Below are 17,022 nucleotides of genomic sequence, written 5' to 3'. Positions count from 1 at the left end.
AAAGAGAGAAATACTGGTGGTTTCGGATTTAGGAACAGAGAAAAATATGTTTTCTTTGAAATTCAACCAGATGAACATTTCTACGGGCTTGGGCAAAAGGGAATTGAAATTGACAGAAAAGGTTATGCTTTTAGCACCTACAATCAACACATTGTCGGATATGATTCACCTTTGAAAACGATGCAAGTTAACATTCCATTTGTTCAATCAAATTACAATTATGCTCTGTATTTTGATATAACATTTCCCGGATATTTTGACTTCGGTGTTAGCGTTCAATCCATTTGGTATTATATGAGCGAGGATGGAGTTATGAATTATTATTTCATCTATGCTTCCTCAATTAAAGAGACATTGAAAAAATATCTCTGGCTTACCGGATTTCCACCGATTCCACCAAAGTGGAGTTTTGGATTTTTGCAAAGTAGATTTGGTTATAGAAATCAAACAGAGGCGGAAAACATTGTAAATACATTCTCTCAAAAAAATATACCTCTTGATGCGATAATACTTGACCTTTATTGGTTCGGATGGGGGAATATGGGAAATATGACCTGGGATAGAAACAATTGGAGTGATCCAATCGGAATGATATCAAACTTTAAAAGCAAAGGTGTTAAGACGATTGTCATTTCCGAGCCGTATATAAATGTTTCGTCTTTCAATTTTTCGTTTGCGGATGAAAATAAATTTTTCGCTTTTGATTCTACAGGTAGAACTTATATTTTTCAAAATTTTTGGGCAACTCCATCTTCATTGCTTGACTTGACAAATCCGCAAGCGCAAGTTTGGTGGTGGGAAAAATATAAAAATCTTTTGAATGAAGGCGTTGCGGGCTTTTGGACAGACCTCGGAGAGCCAGAAAATCATCCCGACTTTTTAAATCATCATCTTGGAAGCGCAAGAAAAGTTCATAACATTTACAATTTTCTCTGGGCTAAAACTCTTTATGATGGTTATAGAAATGATTTTCCCAACAAACGAATTTTTAATTTAACACGTTCTGGATTTGCAGGAATTCAAAGATTTGGTGTTGTGACTTGGTCAGGCGATGTGAGGAAAAGTTTTAATGGTTTAAAAGTTCAAATTCCAATGTTAATCGGAATGGTGATGTCAGGCATCCCTTATCATAATTCTGACATCGGTGGCTTTACAGGTGGAACGACGACCTCGGAGTTATACATTCGTTGGATTCAATTTGGAACTTTTTGTCCCGTTATGAGACCGCACGGGCACAATCAACCGCTTGAACCATGGGCTTTTGGTGAAGATGTTGAAAAAATTGTCCGAAAATATATTGAACTTCGCTACCGCCTCATACCTTACATTTATACCTACGCTTATAAAACATGGAAATATGGTGAGACGCTTATAAAACCTGTTTTATATGAATTTCCAAACGATCCGCAAGTTTATAACATAAGTTATGAATATCTCTTTGGAGATTTTCTGCTCGTTGCTCCTGTGTTTATTAATGGACAGAGAGAAAAAGAAGTTTATTTACCATTAGGTTGTTCTTGGATAAATTATTGGACTGGTGAGATTTACAGTGGTGGAAAAACGGTTCAAGTTAACGCTCCGCTTGATCAAATTCCCCTCTTCATTCGCATTCCATCAATAATTCCGATGGCGAAATTTAAAAAATTTGTGAATGAAACCCCAGATGACACACTTTACATTGAAATTTATCCTGGCGATGTTGAATTTGAACTTTACGAAGATGATGGCGAAACGAATGGATACAAAAGAGGCGAATTTTCAATTACGAAATTGAAATGTCAAAAAACGAATAACTTTATCAATTTTACAATTGATGGAGCAAGAGGTATCTTCGCAGGGCAAGTTGATAAAAGATGCTGGTTTTTGAAGTTTAATCTCATTGATAAATTTGATTCAGTTTCTGTAAATGGCTTGACGCTTGAAATTTTAAGCGATTCTTTGAAATTTTTGAGTTCTCCAAATTCTGTGTGGTTTAAAAAAGATGAAAAAATTCTCTATGTCAAGTTGTGTTTTGATATTTCAATTCAAATTGATGTGAAAATTTTTGGCGTTGATGTAGTTGTCGGGATGAAAGATGATTCAGAAGTCAATTTAAATTTCCAACTGCATCAAAATTATCCCAATCCATTTAATCCTGAAACTATCATTGAGTTTGAATTACCCCAAGATTTGAGCGTTGAGATTTTGATTTATGATCTTCTCGGTCGTCTTGTGAAAAGTTTTGAACTTGGAGAATTACCTTTGGGAAAGCACAGGTTTAAATTTTACTCACACGATCTCCAGAGCGGGGTTTATTTTTATGTCATTTCCGCTGGAAATTTTTTTGATAGAAAGAAAATGGTTGTTTTGAAATGATTAAACCGCATAAATGAATTTATCCGTCAAAATTTAAAGTTTAACGAAATCTAATTTGAATTTTTCCAAAGTTTGGTGCTAAATTGAAGCAGGAACGAAATTCGTTGAAAAAAGCATTTAATCTTTTAGGAAAAAATAAATTCAGGAGGCGTTTTAAAATGAGACGCTTTTCAATTTCAATTCTTTTTGCTTTGATTATGATTTCATCTCTTTTTGCACAGCAAGGTCCTTTTGGCAAGAATAAGGTTCAATATAAAGATTTCACTTGGTATTTCATAAGGACTGATCATTTTGATATTTACTTTACCGATGGGGGATATGAACTTGCGGAATACACAGCGAAAGTCGCAGAAGATGCTTATGTTCAAATAAGCAAACTTTTGAGGTATGAGATTTTAAATCGCATACCGATAGTCGTCTATAATTCTCACAACGATTTCCAGCAGACGAATGTCGTTGCTGAATATCTTGAAGAAGGTATTGGTGGAGTTACCGAGCTTTTCAAAAATAGGGTTGTTGTCCCGTTTGAGGGTTCTTACAGGCAATTTCGCCATGTGATACATCACGAGCTTGTGCACGCAGTGATGAATGATATGTTTTACGGTGGTTCGTTGCAATCCGCATTGATAAATAACATACAGATTCAACTTCCGATGTGGATAGTTGAAGGTTTACCAGAGTTTTCCGCTTTGAGATGGGATGTTAATTCGGATATGTTTATGCGTGATGCGACGATAAGCGATTATCTGCCACCGATAGACTATCTTGATGGTTATTTCGCATACAGGGGCGGTCAATCCGTTTTCTGGTATATTTCAAGAAAATATGGAGATGAAAAAATTGGCGAGCTCATAAACAGAATAAGGGGATTGCGAAGCGTTGAAGCTGGGATAAGAAGTTCACTTGGAATGTCATTAAGAGAACTTTCTGAAAGATGGGTAAAAGAGCAGAAAAAACTTTACTGGGCTGACTTTTCAAAGAGAGATGCACCAGATGATTTTGCAAAGCGTTTAACAGATCACAAAAAAAGAGACAATTTCTACAACACAAGCCCTGCGATTTCTCCAAACGGAGATAAGATCGCTTTCATATCAGACAGAGACGACTATTTTGATGTCTTTATAATGTCTGCAATTGACGGGAAAATTATAAAAAAGATTGTCAAGGGAAATAGAACGAAAAATTTTGAAGAACTTCATCTCTTAACACCAGGGTTAACATGGTCGCCAGATGGAAATAAAATCGCTCTTGCGGTCAAAAGTGGCGATAAAGATGCAATTTTCATAATTGATGTAAAAACAGAAAAACAGCAAAAAATCACATTTGATCTTGAAGGGATTTTCTCCGTTGATTGGTCAAGGGATGGTTCAAAACTTGCTTTTGTTGGACTGAAACATGGTCAATCCGATATTTATGTTTATGATCTTGTAAATAAGACACTTACGAACTTAACAGATGATATTTTCAGCGACTCAGATCCCGTTTGGTCTCCCGATGGTAAGTTTATATATTTCTCATCTGACAGAAAAAATTACACTTCAAAAGATTTGATCCCACAGGACTTCAAGATGTATAACTACGATCCGAATCAGTATGATATTTATTCAATTGACATTGAGACACGGGAAATTCAAAGATTGACGCACACGGATTACTGGGATGAGACATCTCCTGTTGTTTCACCTGATGGGAAGAAAATTTTGTTCATCTCGGATAGAAACGGGATTAACAACATTTATGAGAAGAACCTTGAAACGGGCATTGAAAGACCGATAACGAATTCAGTAAGTGGAATTTATCAACTTTCAATTAGTTATGATGGTTCAAAACTTGCTTTTGCATCTTTTTATAATGGTGGATTTGATATTTTCCTTATGCGTCAGCCGTTTGAGAGGAAGTTAAATGTGGAAGAACTTGAGCCGACCATTTTTGTGACAGAATTTTTGAGGGAGAAAGAGAAGGAAATTGCAAAGGCAAAAAAAGAAATGGAGAAAACAACCGCTTCTTCTGACACGCTCACAATCCAGCCCTATGGAAGCGATATAAAAGTTAACCTGCGAAATTATATTTTTGCGGACATTTTCAGACAAGATAGTTTGGCTATGTCAATTAAGTCAAGATTGGATTCATTGAAACCACCTGACAACATTGATGAACACGGTCGTTATAAAGTTTACAGATATAAAGTTAATTTCACACCTGATTTGATTTACACAAACGCAAGTTATAGCACATTTTATGGGGTTCTCGGTGAAGCATTTATGATGTTTAGCGATATGCTCGGAAATCATCAAATTTATCTTATAACGAGTTTGGTTTTTGATCTTAAAAATAGCGATTATGCGTTTGCTTATTTTTATCTGCCAAAGAGAATTAACTGGGGATTTGAAGCATTTCACATTGCAAGGTTCTTCGGCGTTGGAGATCAGTATTACCCGCTTTATTACAGATATAGATTGTATGGTGGAACTTTGATGGGTTCTTATCCAATTGACAAGTTCAGAAGAATTGATTTTGGGCTTGGTTATTACAATGTCGTCGGTGAATATATTGATTTTCCCGAGATAAACGAGCGTTCTGTTATCCTGATGCCATCTCTTACATATGTTCACGACAATTCACTTTGGAGATATATTTTCCCGTCAAATGGAGAAAGATATTATCTATCTTTATATGCAAGCCCGAAACTTGGTTCAAACGGAATTCAGTTCTTAACAGGCATTTTTGATTATAGAAAATATATTCGGCTTTGGAGCGATTATAGTTTGGCTTTGAGGTTTACCGCTGGTGGAAGCACTGGGCAGAATAAACAGCGTTTTATGCTCGGTGGAGTTGATGCTTGGATAAACTGGGCTATAAAAAATGATTATATACCGATTGAAAACACTGCTGACTTTTTCTTCTTTGAAGCGATAAGCGGTCCAATTGTTCCATTGCGTGGTTATGTTTATAATGAGCAAAATGGTTCAAAATTTGCTCTTGCGAACTTTGAATTTAGATTCCCGTTGATAAGATATTTTATTGGTGGAGCTTTACCGCTTGCTTTCAGAAATATAATGGGTGTTTTGTTCATTGACGCTGGCTCTGCTTGGGATTCGTGGAAAGCGTGGAAAGCATTTTATCAACCAGATCCATTCGCTGGAAGTATGACCAAGGATTTGCTTATTGGAATGGGATACGGGTTTAGAATTTATCTTTTTGGTCTATTGTTGCGACTTGATATAGCGTGGAGATTTAATTGGGCTTCATTTTCAAAGCCAGTTTATTATTTCTCGTTTGGACCGGATTATTGATAAAGATTTTTAAGGAATGAAGCAAGAAAGAATTAAAGAAGTTATCGCTTACTATAATGAAATAGTAGGTAATGTTGAAGCAAGAGCTCAAGAAGAAGAATTAAGAGCTTATGGAGGACTTATCAGAAGTGAGAAAGGAAGTTTGGTTGAACGTATAGGCAAAGCTCTTGTTAGAATTGCGTGGGAAGATGTTCTAAAGCAAGAATCAGATAGGTTAAAATTTTTAAGCAGAAAATTTAAAATTCCGATGAAAATTGAATATATAGATAGAATTGAAGACCCAGAATTGAAAAATTACATCAGAAAAAATTTAAACAAATTTTATTACGAGTATAAACCAGATATTTCAGTTGCAATTGATGGTGTGATTGTTATGTTTTTTGAATGTAAATCATATACTGAAAATGCAATGTTTAAAAGAATTTTGGTTGATTTTACTTTGTTAAAAACGATTTTTCCGACAGCGAAATTCTTTCTGCTTCAGCTTGAAAGTCAGCTTGGTGGTGATTTTTCAAAATTAGGTAGTAAAACTTATGGTAGCCCTCAAACACATACACTGCTTTCTTATTTTGATATTGACATTGAGATAGTTACTTTACTTAAAGGAGAAAGAAAGGTTGATAAACCGATACATAAGCCAAAATTTTTTAAACCCTTAACGAAGAAGGCTTTGTTGAACGCTATTACAAAAATAAGCGAAGCTTTAAAGCCATGGCAAAAGTAACTGATGTCAATGGTTTCAAATACAAATTTTTTGAGATTGGTGCTTCACCTGAAAAAGGACAAATATCGGAACTTAACAAGTTCTTTGCTTTTTTCCCTAAAGAAGATATTTTCTTCACAATTGAACAGGGTAAAATAATTGTTTTTCTCAGACAAATAGATTTAAAAGAGTTTGAAGGGAAAGCCCGAGATTTCACGAGCATAAAGGAAGTTATAGACGAAATTTTGCGACGGATTCACTCAATAAAAAGTTATGGCATTAAAAATGGCAAGCGGGTCTATGTGGATTACGATAAAGAACGAAAAGTAAAATTAAGAAAGGAAAAGGAAGAAGAAAGGGGAAAATATTTTTATGCACTTTCACATGGATTTTATGATAAAAATAACGCATTGCCATCTGAATTTGAGAATAAAATTATTTGTGGGGATAGTGAAGATGTTTTAAAAAAGTTCCCTGATAACTGCGTTGATTTAATCTTTACATCACCACCTTACAACTTCGGACTTGAATATGAAAATCATAAAGATGCGGAAAGCTGGGATAAGTATTTAAACAAATTATTTGCAATTTTTGATGAATGTATACGAGTTTTAAAATTTGGCGGGCGAATAGTTGTCAATGTCCAGCCACTTTTCTCCGACTATATACCGCTTCATCATATAATTTCTAACTTCTTTATGAATAGAAAACTAATCTGGAAAGGTGAAATTATTTGGGAAAAACATAACTACAACTGTAAATACACCGCTTGGGGTAGTTGGAAAAGTCCATCAAATCCATATTTAAAATATACTTGGGAATTTCTTGAGATTTTTTCAAAGGGGAGTTTAACACATAAAGGTGAGACAAATGAAACGGATTTAACTGCTGATGAATTTAAAAAGTGGGTATACGCAAGATGGGATATTGCACCAGAGCGAAATATGAAGAAGTGGGGGCATCCAGCGATGTTCCCTGAGGAATTGGCAAGAAGGGTTATAAAACTTTTTTCTTTTAAAGGGGATATTGTTTTAGACCCATTCAACGGGGTTGGAACTACAACTAAGGTTGCAAAAGAATTGGGAAGAAGATTTATAGGAATTGATATATCGGAAGAATACTGCAAAAAAGCAGTGCAAAGGCTGGGAGATAAAAAAGGTAAATCTAAAAAGCTCAAAGAGCAAGGGATATTAAGTTTATTTTCGGAATTGGACTAAACTAAAATACAAATCCGGAGGTGAAGGAGTATGAAGCACCTAAAAAAGCACATTTTAATGCTTCTTTTAATTCCTACCATCGTTTTTTCTCAATCGTTGAAGTCACAGTTTGACGAATTTGAAAATTGCTGTCGCAATGTGAGGGGTTATGCTGGCGCTTTAAAAGCCGAAGTTGAAAGGGAAAAAGCAGTTATACCCGAAGTTGCGAAAAAATACGCTGAAAAAATTGGCGAATGTCTTTCTGATGTGAAGCAAACTTATTCACAACTAAAAAAATCGCTTGACAAAAACCAACTTGAACTTGTGAAGGGAAACATTGCCTATCTTGATGATTACTGCAAAAGAGCCGAATTGCATTACAAAAACTTGATTGACGAACTTAACAAACCAAATCCAAAACCTGACAGAGTCCGTGAGTTCTCAATCGCAATTTACAATGAACTTAAGAGAGCAAGTCAGGAAAGCCGATTAATAAAAGAAAAACTTGGGGTGAAGTGATTAAAACTTGATTTTTTGACGGAAATTTTTCAAGTTGGTTAAAAAAGGAAAAATTATGAAAGCGAAGCTTTACAAATGTTTAATTTTGCTCATTCCAATATTCTCCCTATTCTCTCAGCCATCCATTAAAAGGGACCCCAATGTTGTTAGAATAATTAATGAAATCTCCGCAGACAGCATCAAGAGAAACATTGAGAAGCTTGTGAGCTTTTACACAAGACATTCGCTTTCCGATACGCTCAGTCCGACGCGTGGGATTGGTGCTGCAAGAAGATGGCTTAAATCTGAACTTGAAAGATACAGCAGGCAAAGCGGTGGAAGAATGAAGGTTGAATATGATGAATTCATTGCGCCAACTGGTCCAAGGGTGCCAAAACCGACGAAGATGGTAAATGTCATCGCAACGCTTCCGGGAAAAATTTATAAAGATAAAATTTACATTGTGAGCGCACATTATGATTCAAGAGCTGGGGATGCGCTTGATTCAACAAGTTTCGCACCAGGAGCAAATGATGATGGAAGCGGAACAGCAGGGGTGCTTGAGCTTGCAAGAGTTATGAGTAAGTATGAGTTTGACTTTACAATTATGTTTGTGCTTTTTGCAGGCGAAGAACAGGGATTGCTTGGTAGCAGACATTTTGCGAAAAAACTTAAAGATTCAAATATCGTTGTTCTCGGCGTTTTAAATAACGATATAATTGGCAACACAGAGGGCGGTAATGGAATTATTGATAACACTCAGGTGAGAGTTTTTTCAGAGGGATTGCCACTTTCAAGAGATGAAAATTTACTTCGTTTAATTTCAAATATCGGGCTTGAAAATGATTCTCCGTCAAGACAACTTGCAAGATATTTGAAAGATGTAGCCGAAAGATATTTTGATAATTTTAAAGTGAATTTGATTTTTAGACGGGATAGATTTTTGCGCGGTGGAGATCATACACCATTCAATGAGCAAGGATTTCCCGCTGTGAGAATAAGTGAGATGAACGAAAATTATTCAAGACAGCATCAAAATGTCAGAACTGAAAAAGGTATAAAATACGGAGATCTTCCAGAATTTGTTGATTTTGAATATTGCGCAAATGTTGTTCGTTTAAATGCGGTTGCTCTTTATCATCTTGCAAATGCTCCAATGCCACCGCAAAATCCTGTGATTAAGGTAAGCGAACTTGAATATGATACAACTTTGAGATGGGATTTAAGCAATGAAAACGATTTAGCTGGCTATAACATTTTGATTCGTGAGACGACCTCACCGTTCTGGCAGAAGAAAATTTTTGTCGGCAGAGTGAATGAGTTTACACTAAAAAATGTTTCAAAGGATAATTTTATATTCGGGATTCAATCTGTTGATATAGATGGGAATGAGAGTTTGGTTGTTGTTCCGATGCCTTCAAGATGATTAGAAAACAGGTGGAGTGAAAATTAAAAGTAGCTCGGTTTGATTTTCGGATGAGTTTATAATTTTGAAATCAACCTGTTCAAGTGCTGGATTTACTTTCGCTTTAAGAACGAAACTTTCACGAGTTGAAATTTTCAAATTTTGCCCCGAATTTTGAATTATGGCTGTTCCATTTAGAAGAGTTCCATAAACTCTGAAATCTGTCCTAAAATCCTCTTCAAATGTTGAGCCGGGCGAAAGGCTTATTTTGACAAGTTCAATTTCTCGTGCGATATCTGCCGCGATGAGAATTTCAACGATGATGTTTTTATCTTCGCTGTAAAGTTTTAACGGAGTTTTGTAAAGTTTCGTTTCATATGTTTGATTTGTGTCTTCTTCAAGAATTTTTGTGAAAAAGCTTGAAATCGTTTCGCCAAAGCCGTAAAGGAGAATGCGTCGTAAATTTTTATAATTTAAGTTTCTTTTCCCGCTTTCAATCAAAGAAATGTAAGATTGAGAATAACCAGTTGCTTCTGCGATTTCGTTGATTGTTTTATCCGTTGATAGCCTTAAAAGTTTTAATTGTTGCGCCAAAAATTCATTGTCAAACTCAAGTTGTTCCAAAACTTTCATCACGTTTTGCAATTGTAATTTTGTAGTGAGTTAATCCCCAGTAAATTTCTTTTACCGAAACTTTTATTATTGCTTCAACTGGGATTGCAATTAACATTCCGAACAATCCAAACAATTCACCAAATATCAAAAGAACAAAAACAACTTCTACTGGATGCATACCTACGGAGTGAGAATAGACAAGCGGTTGAACCACAAGGTCGTCAATTAAATGAACTATTACGAACATTATTATCAAAGGCAGGATCATCCTCCCGTCGCCGAATTGAACCACTGAAATTAACAGTGCTGGGATAGCTCCGACGAAAGCACCAAGATAGGGGACAAAACTTGCAAGCCCAGCAATTAATCCGATGACAAACGCAAAATTTATCCCAAGTATAGCAGAGCCGATTGCTGACATTATTCCCAAAGCTGTCGCTTCAAGCACAAGTCCACGAATATAGCCAGTTATCTGTGCTTCAATTTTATCAAGAACATTTAAACCCATTTCAAAATATCTATTGGGTATCGCTCTTATCAATTTTTTCTTAAATCTCTCACCGTCTTTCAAAATGAAAAATGCAACGAAAGGCGCAAGCAAAAGTTCAAATACAGTGGTGATAGCAGAAGTTAAAGCGGAAGCAGCTTTAACTGAATATATAGCAACAAGCTCCTGAACTTTATGTTCAAGGTCAAGACCTTTCAAAAGCGGTATCTTATCTTTTAAGCTCTGAATTGCCGATGCGATTATCACATCAAGCGGGACCTTTTGAAGTTGTTCAGCAAGCGTTTTGAATTGATTTACAAATTTGGGGATTAAAAACACAATGGACAAGATGAGAATTAAAATCAAACTTGCGAAGACAATTAGTATTGAAGCGGTTCTGTTGACGCCGATACTTTCAAGATGTATAACCAATGGATTTAATGCAACCGCTAAAAAAATTGCAAGGATTACGATAAGTGAAATATGGATTGCAATTGAAGCTATCCATACAATAAACAATGTAATCGTCGGAATTCCTATAAATACGAACAAATTACGCCAAATTTTTCCACTCATGAAAAGTTAAGTTTGATTTTTAAATGTAAAGTTCTGAATCATCAAAAATTTTCCCAATGACATGATTTATTGTCTCCCAAGTGAAGCCACGTCTTGTCAGGAACTCGTAAATTTTCCGTTTTAATTCGCTTTCACTTCTTTTTTTCTTCTTTGATGATTTTAACAATTTCAATTTTTTTTGAGCAAGTTCAAAAGCTACCTCGGTTTCATCAATCAGATTTTCTCTTTCTGCGATAACCTGTTCAATTGTCTCAAGCGGTATCCCTTTCAAGAGAAGCGCCTGTTTAAGTGCAACTTTTCCGAGAGATTTTGACTTTGATTTGTTGAGGACGAAATTTCGCGCATATTCAAGGTCATTGATGAAGCCGTATCGTTTTATATCTTCAACAGCTTTTGAGATCACATCGTGAGCAAATCCCTTCTGGCGGAGTTTCTCTTCAACTTCCTTCTGCGTGCGTGGTTTGTAACTTAAAAATTTATATGCGGTTTCTTTAGCGTAAATTAATTCCGAATTTGACTTTATCTCCGAAATTTGTTCTTCGGTAAGTTTCTTCCCGGGTTTTATTTTGAACTTTACAATGAAATCAATGTAGGATAAAATTTCTCGTCCATCGTTTAGATAAATTACATACCAATCCTTCGTGCGTTTTTTTCCTTTTTAGATGTATCACAAGCGTCATTTCAGATTATCTCTTTCTCCCGGATTTTGTCTCCGCTGTGGTTTCTTCAGTATTTTCTTCTGTTTCAACAGGTTTTGGTTCAAATTGTTCAGGCAAGAGTCCAAGTTTTTCACGAACAAGATATTCTATCTCTTTGAGAGTATCTTCATTCTCCATAAAGTATTTCTTTACAGCATCTCTTCCTTGACCTATGCGTTCGTCTTTGTATGAATACCAAGAAGCACTCTTTTGAATTATTCCAAGCGAGACGGCGGTGTCAACGATGTCATTAATTTTTGAAATCCCTTCGTTATAAAGTATGTCAAATTCCGCTTCTTTAAATGGTGGAGCAACTTTGTTTTTCACAACTTTAACTCTCACTCTGTTTCCGATGATTTCTTGCCCTTCTTTTATGACATCAATTTTTCTTATATCAAGTCGCACCGCTGCATAAAATTTTAAAGCATAACCGCCGGTTGTCGTTTCTGGATTTCCAAAGACGACGCCAATTTTACTGCGGAGTTGATTTGTAAAAATTACGCTTGTGTTTGATTTGTTTATTGCTGCAGCAAGTTTTCGCAACGCCTGGGACATAAGACGCGCTTGCGCTCCCATTGTTGCATCTCCCATTTCTCCTTCAACTTCTGCACGCGGGACAAGCGCAGCAACCGAATCAATAACAACCACATCAATCGCTCCACTTCTTACAAGTGCTTCAACTATTTCAAGCGCTTGTTCTCCAAATTCTGGTTGTGAAAGTAAAAGATTACTCACATCAACTCCCAAACGTTTTGCGTAATTTAAATCAAGTGCGTGTTCAGCATCAATGAAAGCAGCAAGCCCGCCTCTTTTTTGAGCTTCTGCGATTATGTGAAGGCAAAGAGTTGTCTTACCAGATGCTTCAGGACCAAAAATTTCTGTTATTCTTCCTCTCGGGACACCACCTATTCCAATGGCTGCATCAAGTGAGATTGAGCCAGTTGGGATTGCTTCAACTTTTGCAATTGGACCCTCGCCCAGGCGCATTATCGCACCTTTGCCATATTCCTTCTCAATTTGCTGTATCGTCGTTTGGAGTATTTTGAGTTTTTCGCTTTTGTCAACTGCCATTTTTGATCACTCCTTTTTATAATTTGATTTTCCTTAAAACCGTATAAACCGAACCGCTTGGTTTGAGGTCGCTTTTCATTATTAAAATTTCCGCAACCTCGCCAGCTCCTGCTTCAAAATTAATACTTTCTATCTTCTTAATCAAGCCACCAAGATTTTTCGGATTCTTAACTCTTCCAAGCGTAATGTGTGGATGAAATTCTTTTTCTTCTTTTTCAAATCCAAATTCGCTCATTTTATCTTCAACAATTTTCTGCAAATCAAAAAGTTTTCCACTTGGGTCTTCGCATCCAACCCAGATGACACGAGGTTTTTTCAAATCAGGGAAAACGCCAACACCTTTGTAATTGATTGAAAATTTTCCAAACCCTGTTAAACTTTTACTCAAAACATCATATATTGAATCAATCGCTTCCTCATTTACATCGCCGAGAAATTTCAAAGTTATGTGAAATTTTTCCTTGCTTTCCCACTTAACACCTTCACCTGCCGATTTAATAAGTTCTTTTTCAACTTCAAAAATTTTTTCCTTAATGTTTTCTGGAACATCAACTGCGATGAATGTTCTTATCTTCATATTTCAATGCCAAGAAGTTTTCTTCTCAAAATTTCAAGCGCCATCTGTGACGCTCTCTGCTTGTTCTCCAATCTATCATCTCCAAATCTAAATTCTTTTGCAAATGTTTCATTTTTATCCGAATATCCTATCCATACAAGTCCAACTGGTTTTGTCGGGGTTGCGCCTGTTGGTCCAGCAATTCCCGTTGTTGATATTCCAATGTCGGCTCCGGAAATTTTTCTTACTCCTTCCGCCATTGCTTCCGCAACTTCACGACTTACAGCGCCATAATTTTTTATAAGTTCTTCTGAGACTCCAAGAATTTGAATTTTTGCCTCATTGCTGTAAGCAACAATTCCACGCTCAAAGTATTTTGAACTTCCGGGGACATTTGTGATTCTATCTGCAATTAATCCACCCGTGCATGATTCCGCAACAGCTATTTTTAAACCTTTTTCAACGAGCAATTCCCCAATTACCATTTCAAGTTCCTCGTCGTCAACGCCGTAGATATATTTTTCAACTTTTTCTCTGATTTTTTTCTCCGCTTCTTCAACAAGTGCGTCTGCCTTTTCTTTTGTTTCAGCTTTGACAGTTATCCTGATTTTGACACCAAGCGCAGACGGAAGAAAAGCAATTTTGCAAAACTTTTCAATCTCTTCAACAGTATCTTTCAATCTTTCATAAAGATAAGCTTCAGGGATTCCGGTTGTCTTCAAAACTTTTTGTTTTATCACCGAGCCAGTTGATTTTTTGGAGAGATAATTTATGACAAAATTTTCCATCATTCCCATCATTTCTTTGGGAACCCCGGGCATTACGATTACGATTTTTCCATTCTCTTCAAATAAAAATCCTGGCGCAGTTCCCCAGTAGTTCATTATGATTTTTGCTTTTTCAGGCACAAGCGCCTGAGATTTATTTGCTTCGTTTAATTCCGTTCTCCCACGCTTTGCTAAAAATTCCTTCACCTGATTTAAAACATCTTCATTTAAAACAAGTCCTGTGTTGAAGAACTTACAAATTGCACTTTTTGTGACATCATCATGCGTTGGACCAAGCCCACCTGTTAAGATAACTACATCAAAATTTTCAAATGCATATTTTAGTTCATCAATTATGTCTTTTTCTGAATCCCCAACCGAGACGATCCTTGCAACGCTTATTCCAGTTTCAGAAAGTTTTTTCCCAATGTAGCTTGCGTTTGTGTTTATGACCTGACCTATGAGAAGTTCATCTCCGATTGTTATTATCTCCGCTTTCATTTTTCAGGTTGAATTTTTATTTCAGAAAAATGTGGTAAAAAATTTGTGTTAAAACATTTGCATAAACACCTGCTATGACATCGTCCATCATTATTCCAATGCCTCCGCTCATCCTGTCAAATTTTCTCGCCGGCGGTGGCTTTATCACATCCATAATTCTGAAAACGAGAAATGAGAACAAAACAATCCCAATTCTTTTTTGAACGAAAAGAAGAGAAATCCACATCCCAACAATTTCATCAACGACAACGATTGAAGGATCATGTCCGTCTCTTCTCTCAAATTCTGCAGAAGTTATAACTCCGAGAGCAAAAAATGCAGCGGAGAGAATGAGAAGCTGAAAATTTGAATTTATGAAAAACCAATAGATCAAAACAGCGATTAAACTTCCTGCTGTCCCCGGCGCAACAGGTGCATATCCCGAAAAAAATCCTGTCGCAATTAACTTTGAAAGAATGGAGATTTTATATTGACTCTGATGCTCTTTTTCCAGCTGCAACATAAAAACTTTTGATTATTTTCCAGTTGTCATAAAGATAAGATATTCCCGTCCAGAGAGTCAAAATCGTCACACCAAACATCAACCAATGGATCAAGTTCGGGTGAAGAAGCGAAAGCTCAAGATTAATTTTTTCAAAACTAACATTGACTACATACCCAACGAGAAGATAGTAAATGAAGCTCATTTGAATGAACGTTTTAACCTTTGCTCCTTTCGTCGTTATGACGGGTTTATCTTTAAATTCTGCGTATGATCTTAAAAGAGTTATAACTATATCACGGACGACAATTATAACCACCATCCATGTTTGAACAAGCCCAAGGGATGCGAAAGATATAAAGGCGGAAGAGGTTAAAATTTTATCTGCAAGCGGATCAAGAAATCTTCCCCACCTTGTCATATAGCCAAACTTTCGGGCTATCCATCCATCATACCAATCAGTTAAAGCTGCGATCACATAAACAAACAAAGACAATTGTTTGAGAAAAACATCTTCCGACAGAAAGAGAAGAACAAAAACAGGGGTGAGAATTATCCTCAAAATTGTGAGTTGATTTGGCAAAGTCATTTTAAATTTTTGACGCTTTATTAACGCCTGAACCTGAATTAAGTTAATACAATTGATTGATTTAATCAAATTTATTTTCAATCGGGAATTGAACCTTGACCAGCCAGTTGTCTGAAGGAACTTCCAAACTGCGACAGTTTTTTGTCAATTTCAGCATATTTTGTCTGGGCATTATTAATGTGTTTTCCAAGCGTGTCAAATTCACGGCTTATTCCATCAAATTCAGAGACAAGTTTTGACAAAGAATCAATGATTTGCCTTATATTTTTCTCAAATTGAATTGTTTTGAAACCTATACCGAAAACGGTCAACTGCGCATATAAAACGCTTGGTGACACTGGCACAACTCTCTTTTTAAGCATATAGTCCATAGATTCGTCATCTGTTATAATTTCGTAATATATTGCCTCGGATGGAATATACATCATCGCAAAGTCAAATGTGTTCTCATCTGGTTGGATGTATGATTGTGCAATTTCATCTGTTCTTTTTTTGACATCTTTTACAAATTCCGCTTTCATCTTTTTTCGCTCGTTTTCGTCTTTTGCTTCAATCATCTTTTTATAATTGTCAAGTGGAAATTTTGAATCGATCGGGAGAATTCTATCGTTCATTTTCACAATCGCATCAACTCTTTTCCCGTTTTTGAACTGATATTGAAACTGATAATACTCTTTTGGTAGGATGTCTTGAATCATTTTTTCAAGCATAATTTCTCCAAAACCACCTCTAAATTGCTGGGCTTTGAAAAGGTCTTCAAGTCGTGCTATGCTTTGACCTATTGTTTTGATTGATTCAGATTTTTCACTTAATTCTCCAATTCGTTTTTGAAGTTCAGAAATAATTTTCGCAGCGTTGTCAAGTCGTTGATTTACAAGACCTGTGGATTGACCAACTTGCTCCGTTACATTTTGAAGATTGCTCATAACAGCGCCTATCATTTGGGACACCGCTTGATTTACATGCGTTGAGAGATATGAAATGCTGTTGTCAAGTTTTTGATTTAGTTGTATTGTCGTCGCATTTACTTGATTTGTCACATTTTGAATCTGTGAATTTATATTTTGCACAGTTCCCTGAAGTTGTTGCATAAATTCAAGTCGTAGGTTTGAAACCTCTCCCTTCCACACTTCTTGAAATTTTTGATTGTTTCGCAAAGTTAAAATTAAAACGATAGAAATCATCAACATAAACACAATTGCCAGAATCAAAATTGCTTCGCTCATTTTCA

General features: G+C 36.1%; 15 protein-coding genes. 6 read left to right on the top strand and 9 right to left on the bottom strand.

The window, feature by feature from the left end; genetic code table 11:
- From AWW83_RS02790 to AWW83_RS02765, 6 genes are all read left to right on the top strand, one after another.
- On the top strand, positions 1-2,355 hold a 2,355-nt coding region (locus tag AWW83_RS02790; protein WP_092348119.1), incomplete at its 5' end, for a TIM-barrel domain-containing protein.
- A gap of 158 nt (positions 2,356-2,513) precedes the next feature.
- Positions 2,514-5,648 carry a peptidase MA family metallohydrolase gene (locus AWW83_RS02785; RefSeq protein WP_092348118.1) on the top strand — a complete coding sequence of 1,045 codons (3,135 nt, stop codon included), beginning with the start codon at positions 2,514-2,516 and terminating at the stop codon, positions 5,646-5,648.
- Between the two features lie 16 nt (positions 5,649-5,664).
- On the top strand, positions 5,665-6,372 hold the full coding sequence (locus tag AWW83_RS02780) for a hypothetical protein (protein WP_092348117.1): 708 nt from the start codon (positions 5,665-5,667) through the stop codon (positions 6,370-6,372).
- Positions 6,360-7,568: a DNA-methyltransferase gene (locus tag AWW83_RS02775; protein ID WP_092348115.1), complete on the top strand. Its 1,209-nt coding sequence runs from the start codon at positions 6,360-6,362 to the stop codon at positions 7,566-7,568. The genes AWW83_RS02780 and AWW83_RS02775 overlap by 13 nt, the downstream gene beginning before the upstream one ends.
- Before the next feature lie 30 nt (positions 7,569-7,598).
- Positions 7,599-8,066: a hypothetical protein gene (locus AWW83_RS02770; RefSeq protein WP_143713867.1), complete on the top strand. Its 468-nt coding sequence runs from the start codon at positions 7,599-7,601 to the stop codon at positions 8,064-8,066.
- A gap of 55 nt (positions 8,067-8,121) precedes the next feature.
- Complete coding sequence (locus AWW83_RS02765) at positions 8,122-9,471, top strand: M28 family peptidase (RefSeq protein ID WP_092348136.1); 1,350 nt, start codon at positions 8,122-8,124, stop codon at positions 9,469-9,471.
- Here the strand turns inward: AWW83_RS02765 and AWW83_RS02760 are convergent, their stop codons facing one another.
- The 9 genes from AWW83_RS02760 to AWW83_RS02720 all read right to left on the bottom strand — a co-directional run bounded on the left by AWW83_RS02760 (position 9,472) and on the right by AWW83_RS02720 (position 17,017).
- Positions 9,472-10,083 (bottom strand): helix-turn-helix domain-containing protein, encoded by a 612-nt coding sequence (locus tag AWW83_RS02760; RefSeq protein WP_092348111.1) that lies wholly within the window; start codon positions 10,081-10,083, stop codon positions 9,472-9,474.
- Positions 10,061-11,128, bottom strand: coding sequence for an AI-2E family transporter (locus AWW83_RS02755; RefSeq protein WP_092348109.1), 1,068 nt, complete (start codon positions 11,126-11,128; stop codon positions 10,061-10,063). Before AWW83_RS02755 ends, AWW83_RS02760 begins: the two co-directional genes overlap by 23 nt.
- Before the next feature lie 19 nt (positions 11,129-11,147).
- Positions 11,148-11,630 (bottom strand): regulatory protein RecX, encoded by a 483-nt coding sequence (locus AWW83_RS09855; protein ID WP_268761447.1) that lies wholly within the window; start codon positions 11,628-11,630, stop codon positions 11,148-11,150.
- Between the two features lie 184 nt (positions 11,631-11,814).
- Positions 11,815-12,897 carry a recombinase RecA gene (gene recA, locus AWW83_RS02745; protein ID WP_092348105.1) on the bottom strand — a complete coding sequence of 361 codons (1,083 nt, stop codon included), beginning with the start codon at positions 12,895-12,897 and terminating at the stop codon, positions 11,815-11,817.
- 16 nt (positions 12,898-12,913) lie between these two features.
- Positions 12,914-13,474 carry an RNA 2',3'-cyclic phosphodiesterase gene (thpR, locus tag AWW83_RS02740; protein WP_092348103.1) on the bottom strand — a complete coding sequence of 187 codons (561 nt, stop codon included), beginning with the start codon at positions 13,472-13,474 and terminating at the stop codon, positions 12,914-12,916.
- Entirely contained in the window at positions 13,471-14,721 is a 1,251-nt protein-coding gene (locus AWW83_RS02735) for a competence/damage-inducible protein A (protein WP_092348100.1), read from the bottom strand. The genes thpR and AWW83_RS02735 overlap by 4 nt, the downstream gene beginning before the upstream one ends.
- 16 nt (positions 14,722-14,737) lie before the next feature.
- On the bottom strand, positions 14,738-15,223 hold the full coding sequence (locus tag AWW83_RS02730) for a phosphatidylglycerophosphatase A family protein (RefSeq protein ID WP_092348097.1): 486 nt from the start codon (positions 15,221-15,223) through the stop codon (positions 14,738-14,740).
- Positions 15,186-15,791 (bottom strand): CDP-diacylglycerol--glycerol-3-phosphate 3-phosphatidyltransferase, encoded by a 606-nt coding sequence (gene pgsA / locus AWW83_RS02725; protein WP_092348094.1) that lies wholly within the window; start codon positions 15,789-15,791, stop codon positions 15,186-15,188. Before pgsA ends, AWW83_RS02730 begins: the two co-directional genes overlap by 38 nt.
- A 77-nt stretch (positions 15,792-15,868) precedes the next feature.
- Positions 15,869-17,017 (bottom strand): DNA recombination protein RmuC, encoded by a 1,149-nt coding sequence (locus AWW83_RS02720; RefSeq protein WP_092348091.1) that lies wholly within the window; start codon positions 17,015-17,017, stop codon positions 15,869-15,871.
- Between the last annotated feature and the right edge of the window lie 5 nt (positions 17,018-17,022).

Origin of the sequence: Candidatus Chryseopegocella kryptomonas (assembly GCF_001536065.1) — a bacterium.
Classification (GTDB): domain Bacteria; phylum Bacteroidota; class Ignavibacteria; order Kryptoniales; family Kryptoniaceae; genus Kryptonium; species Kryptonium kryptomonas.
The sequence above is the reverse complement of the archived record's forward strand: the minus strand, read 5'-3'. Positions and strand labels throughout refer to the sequence as shown.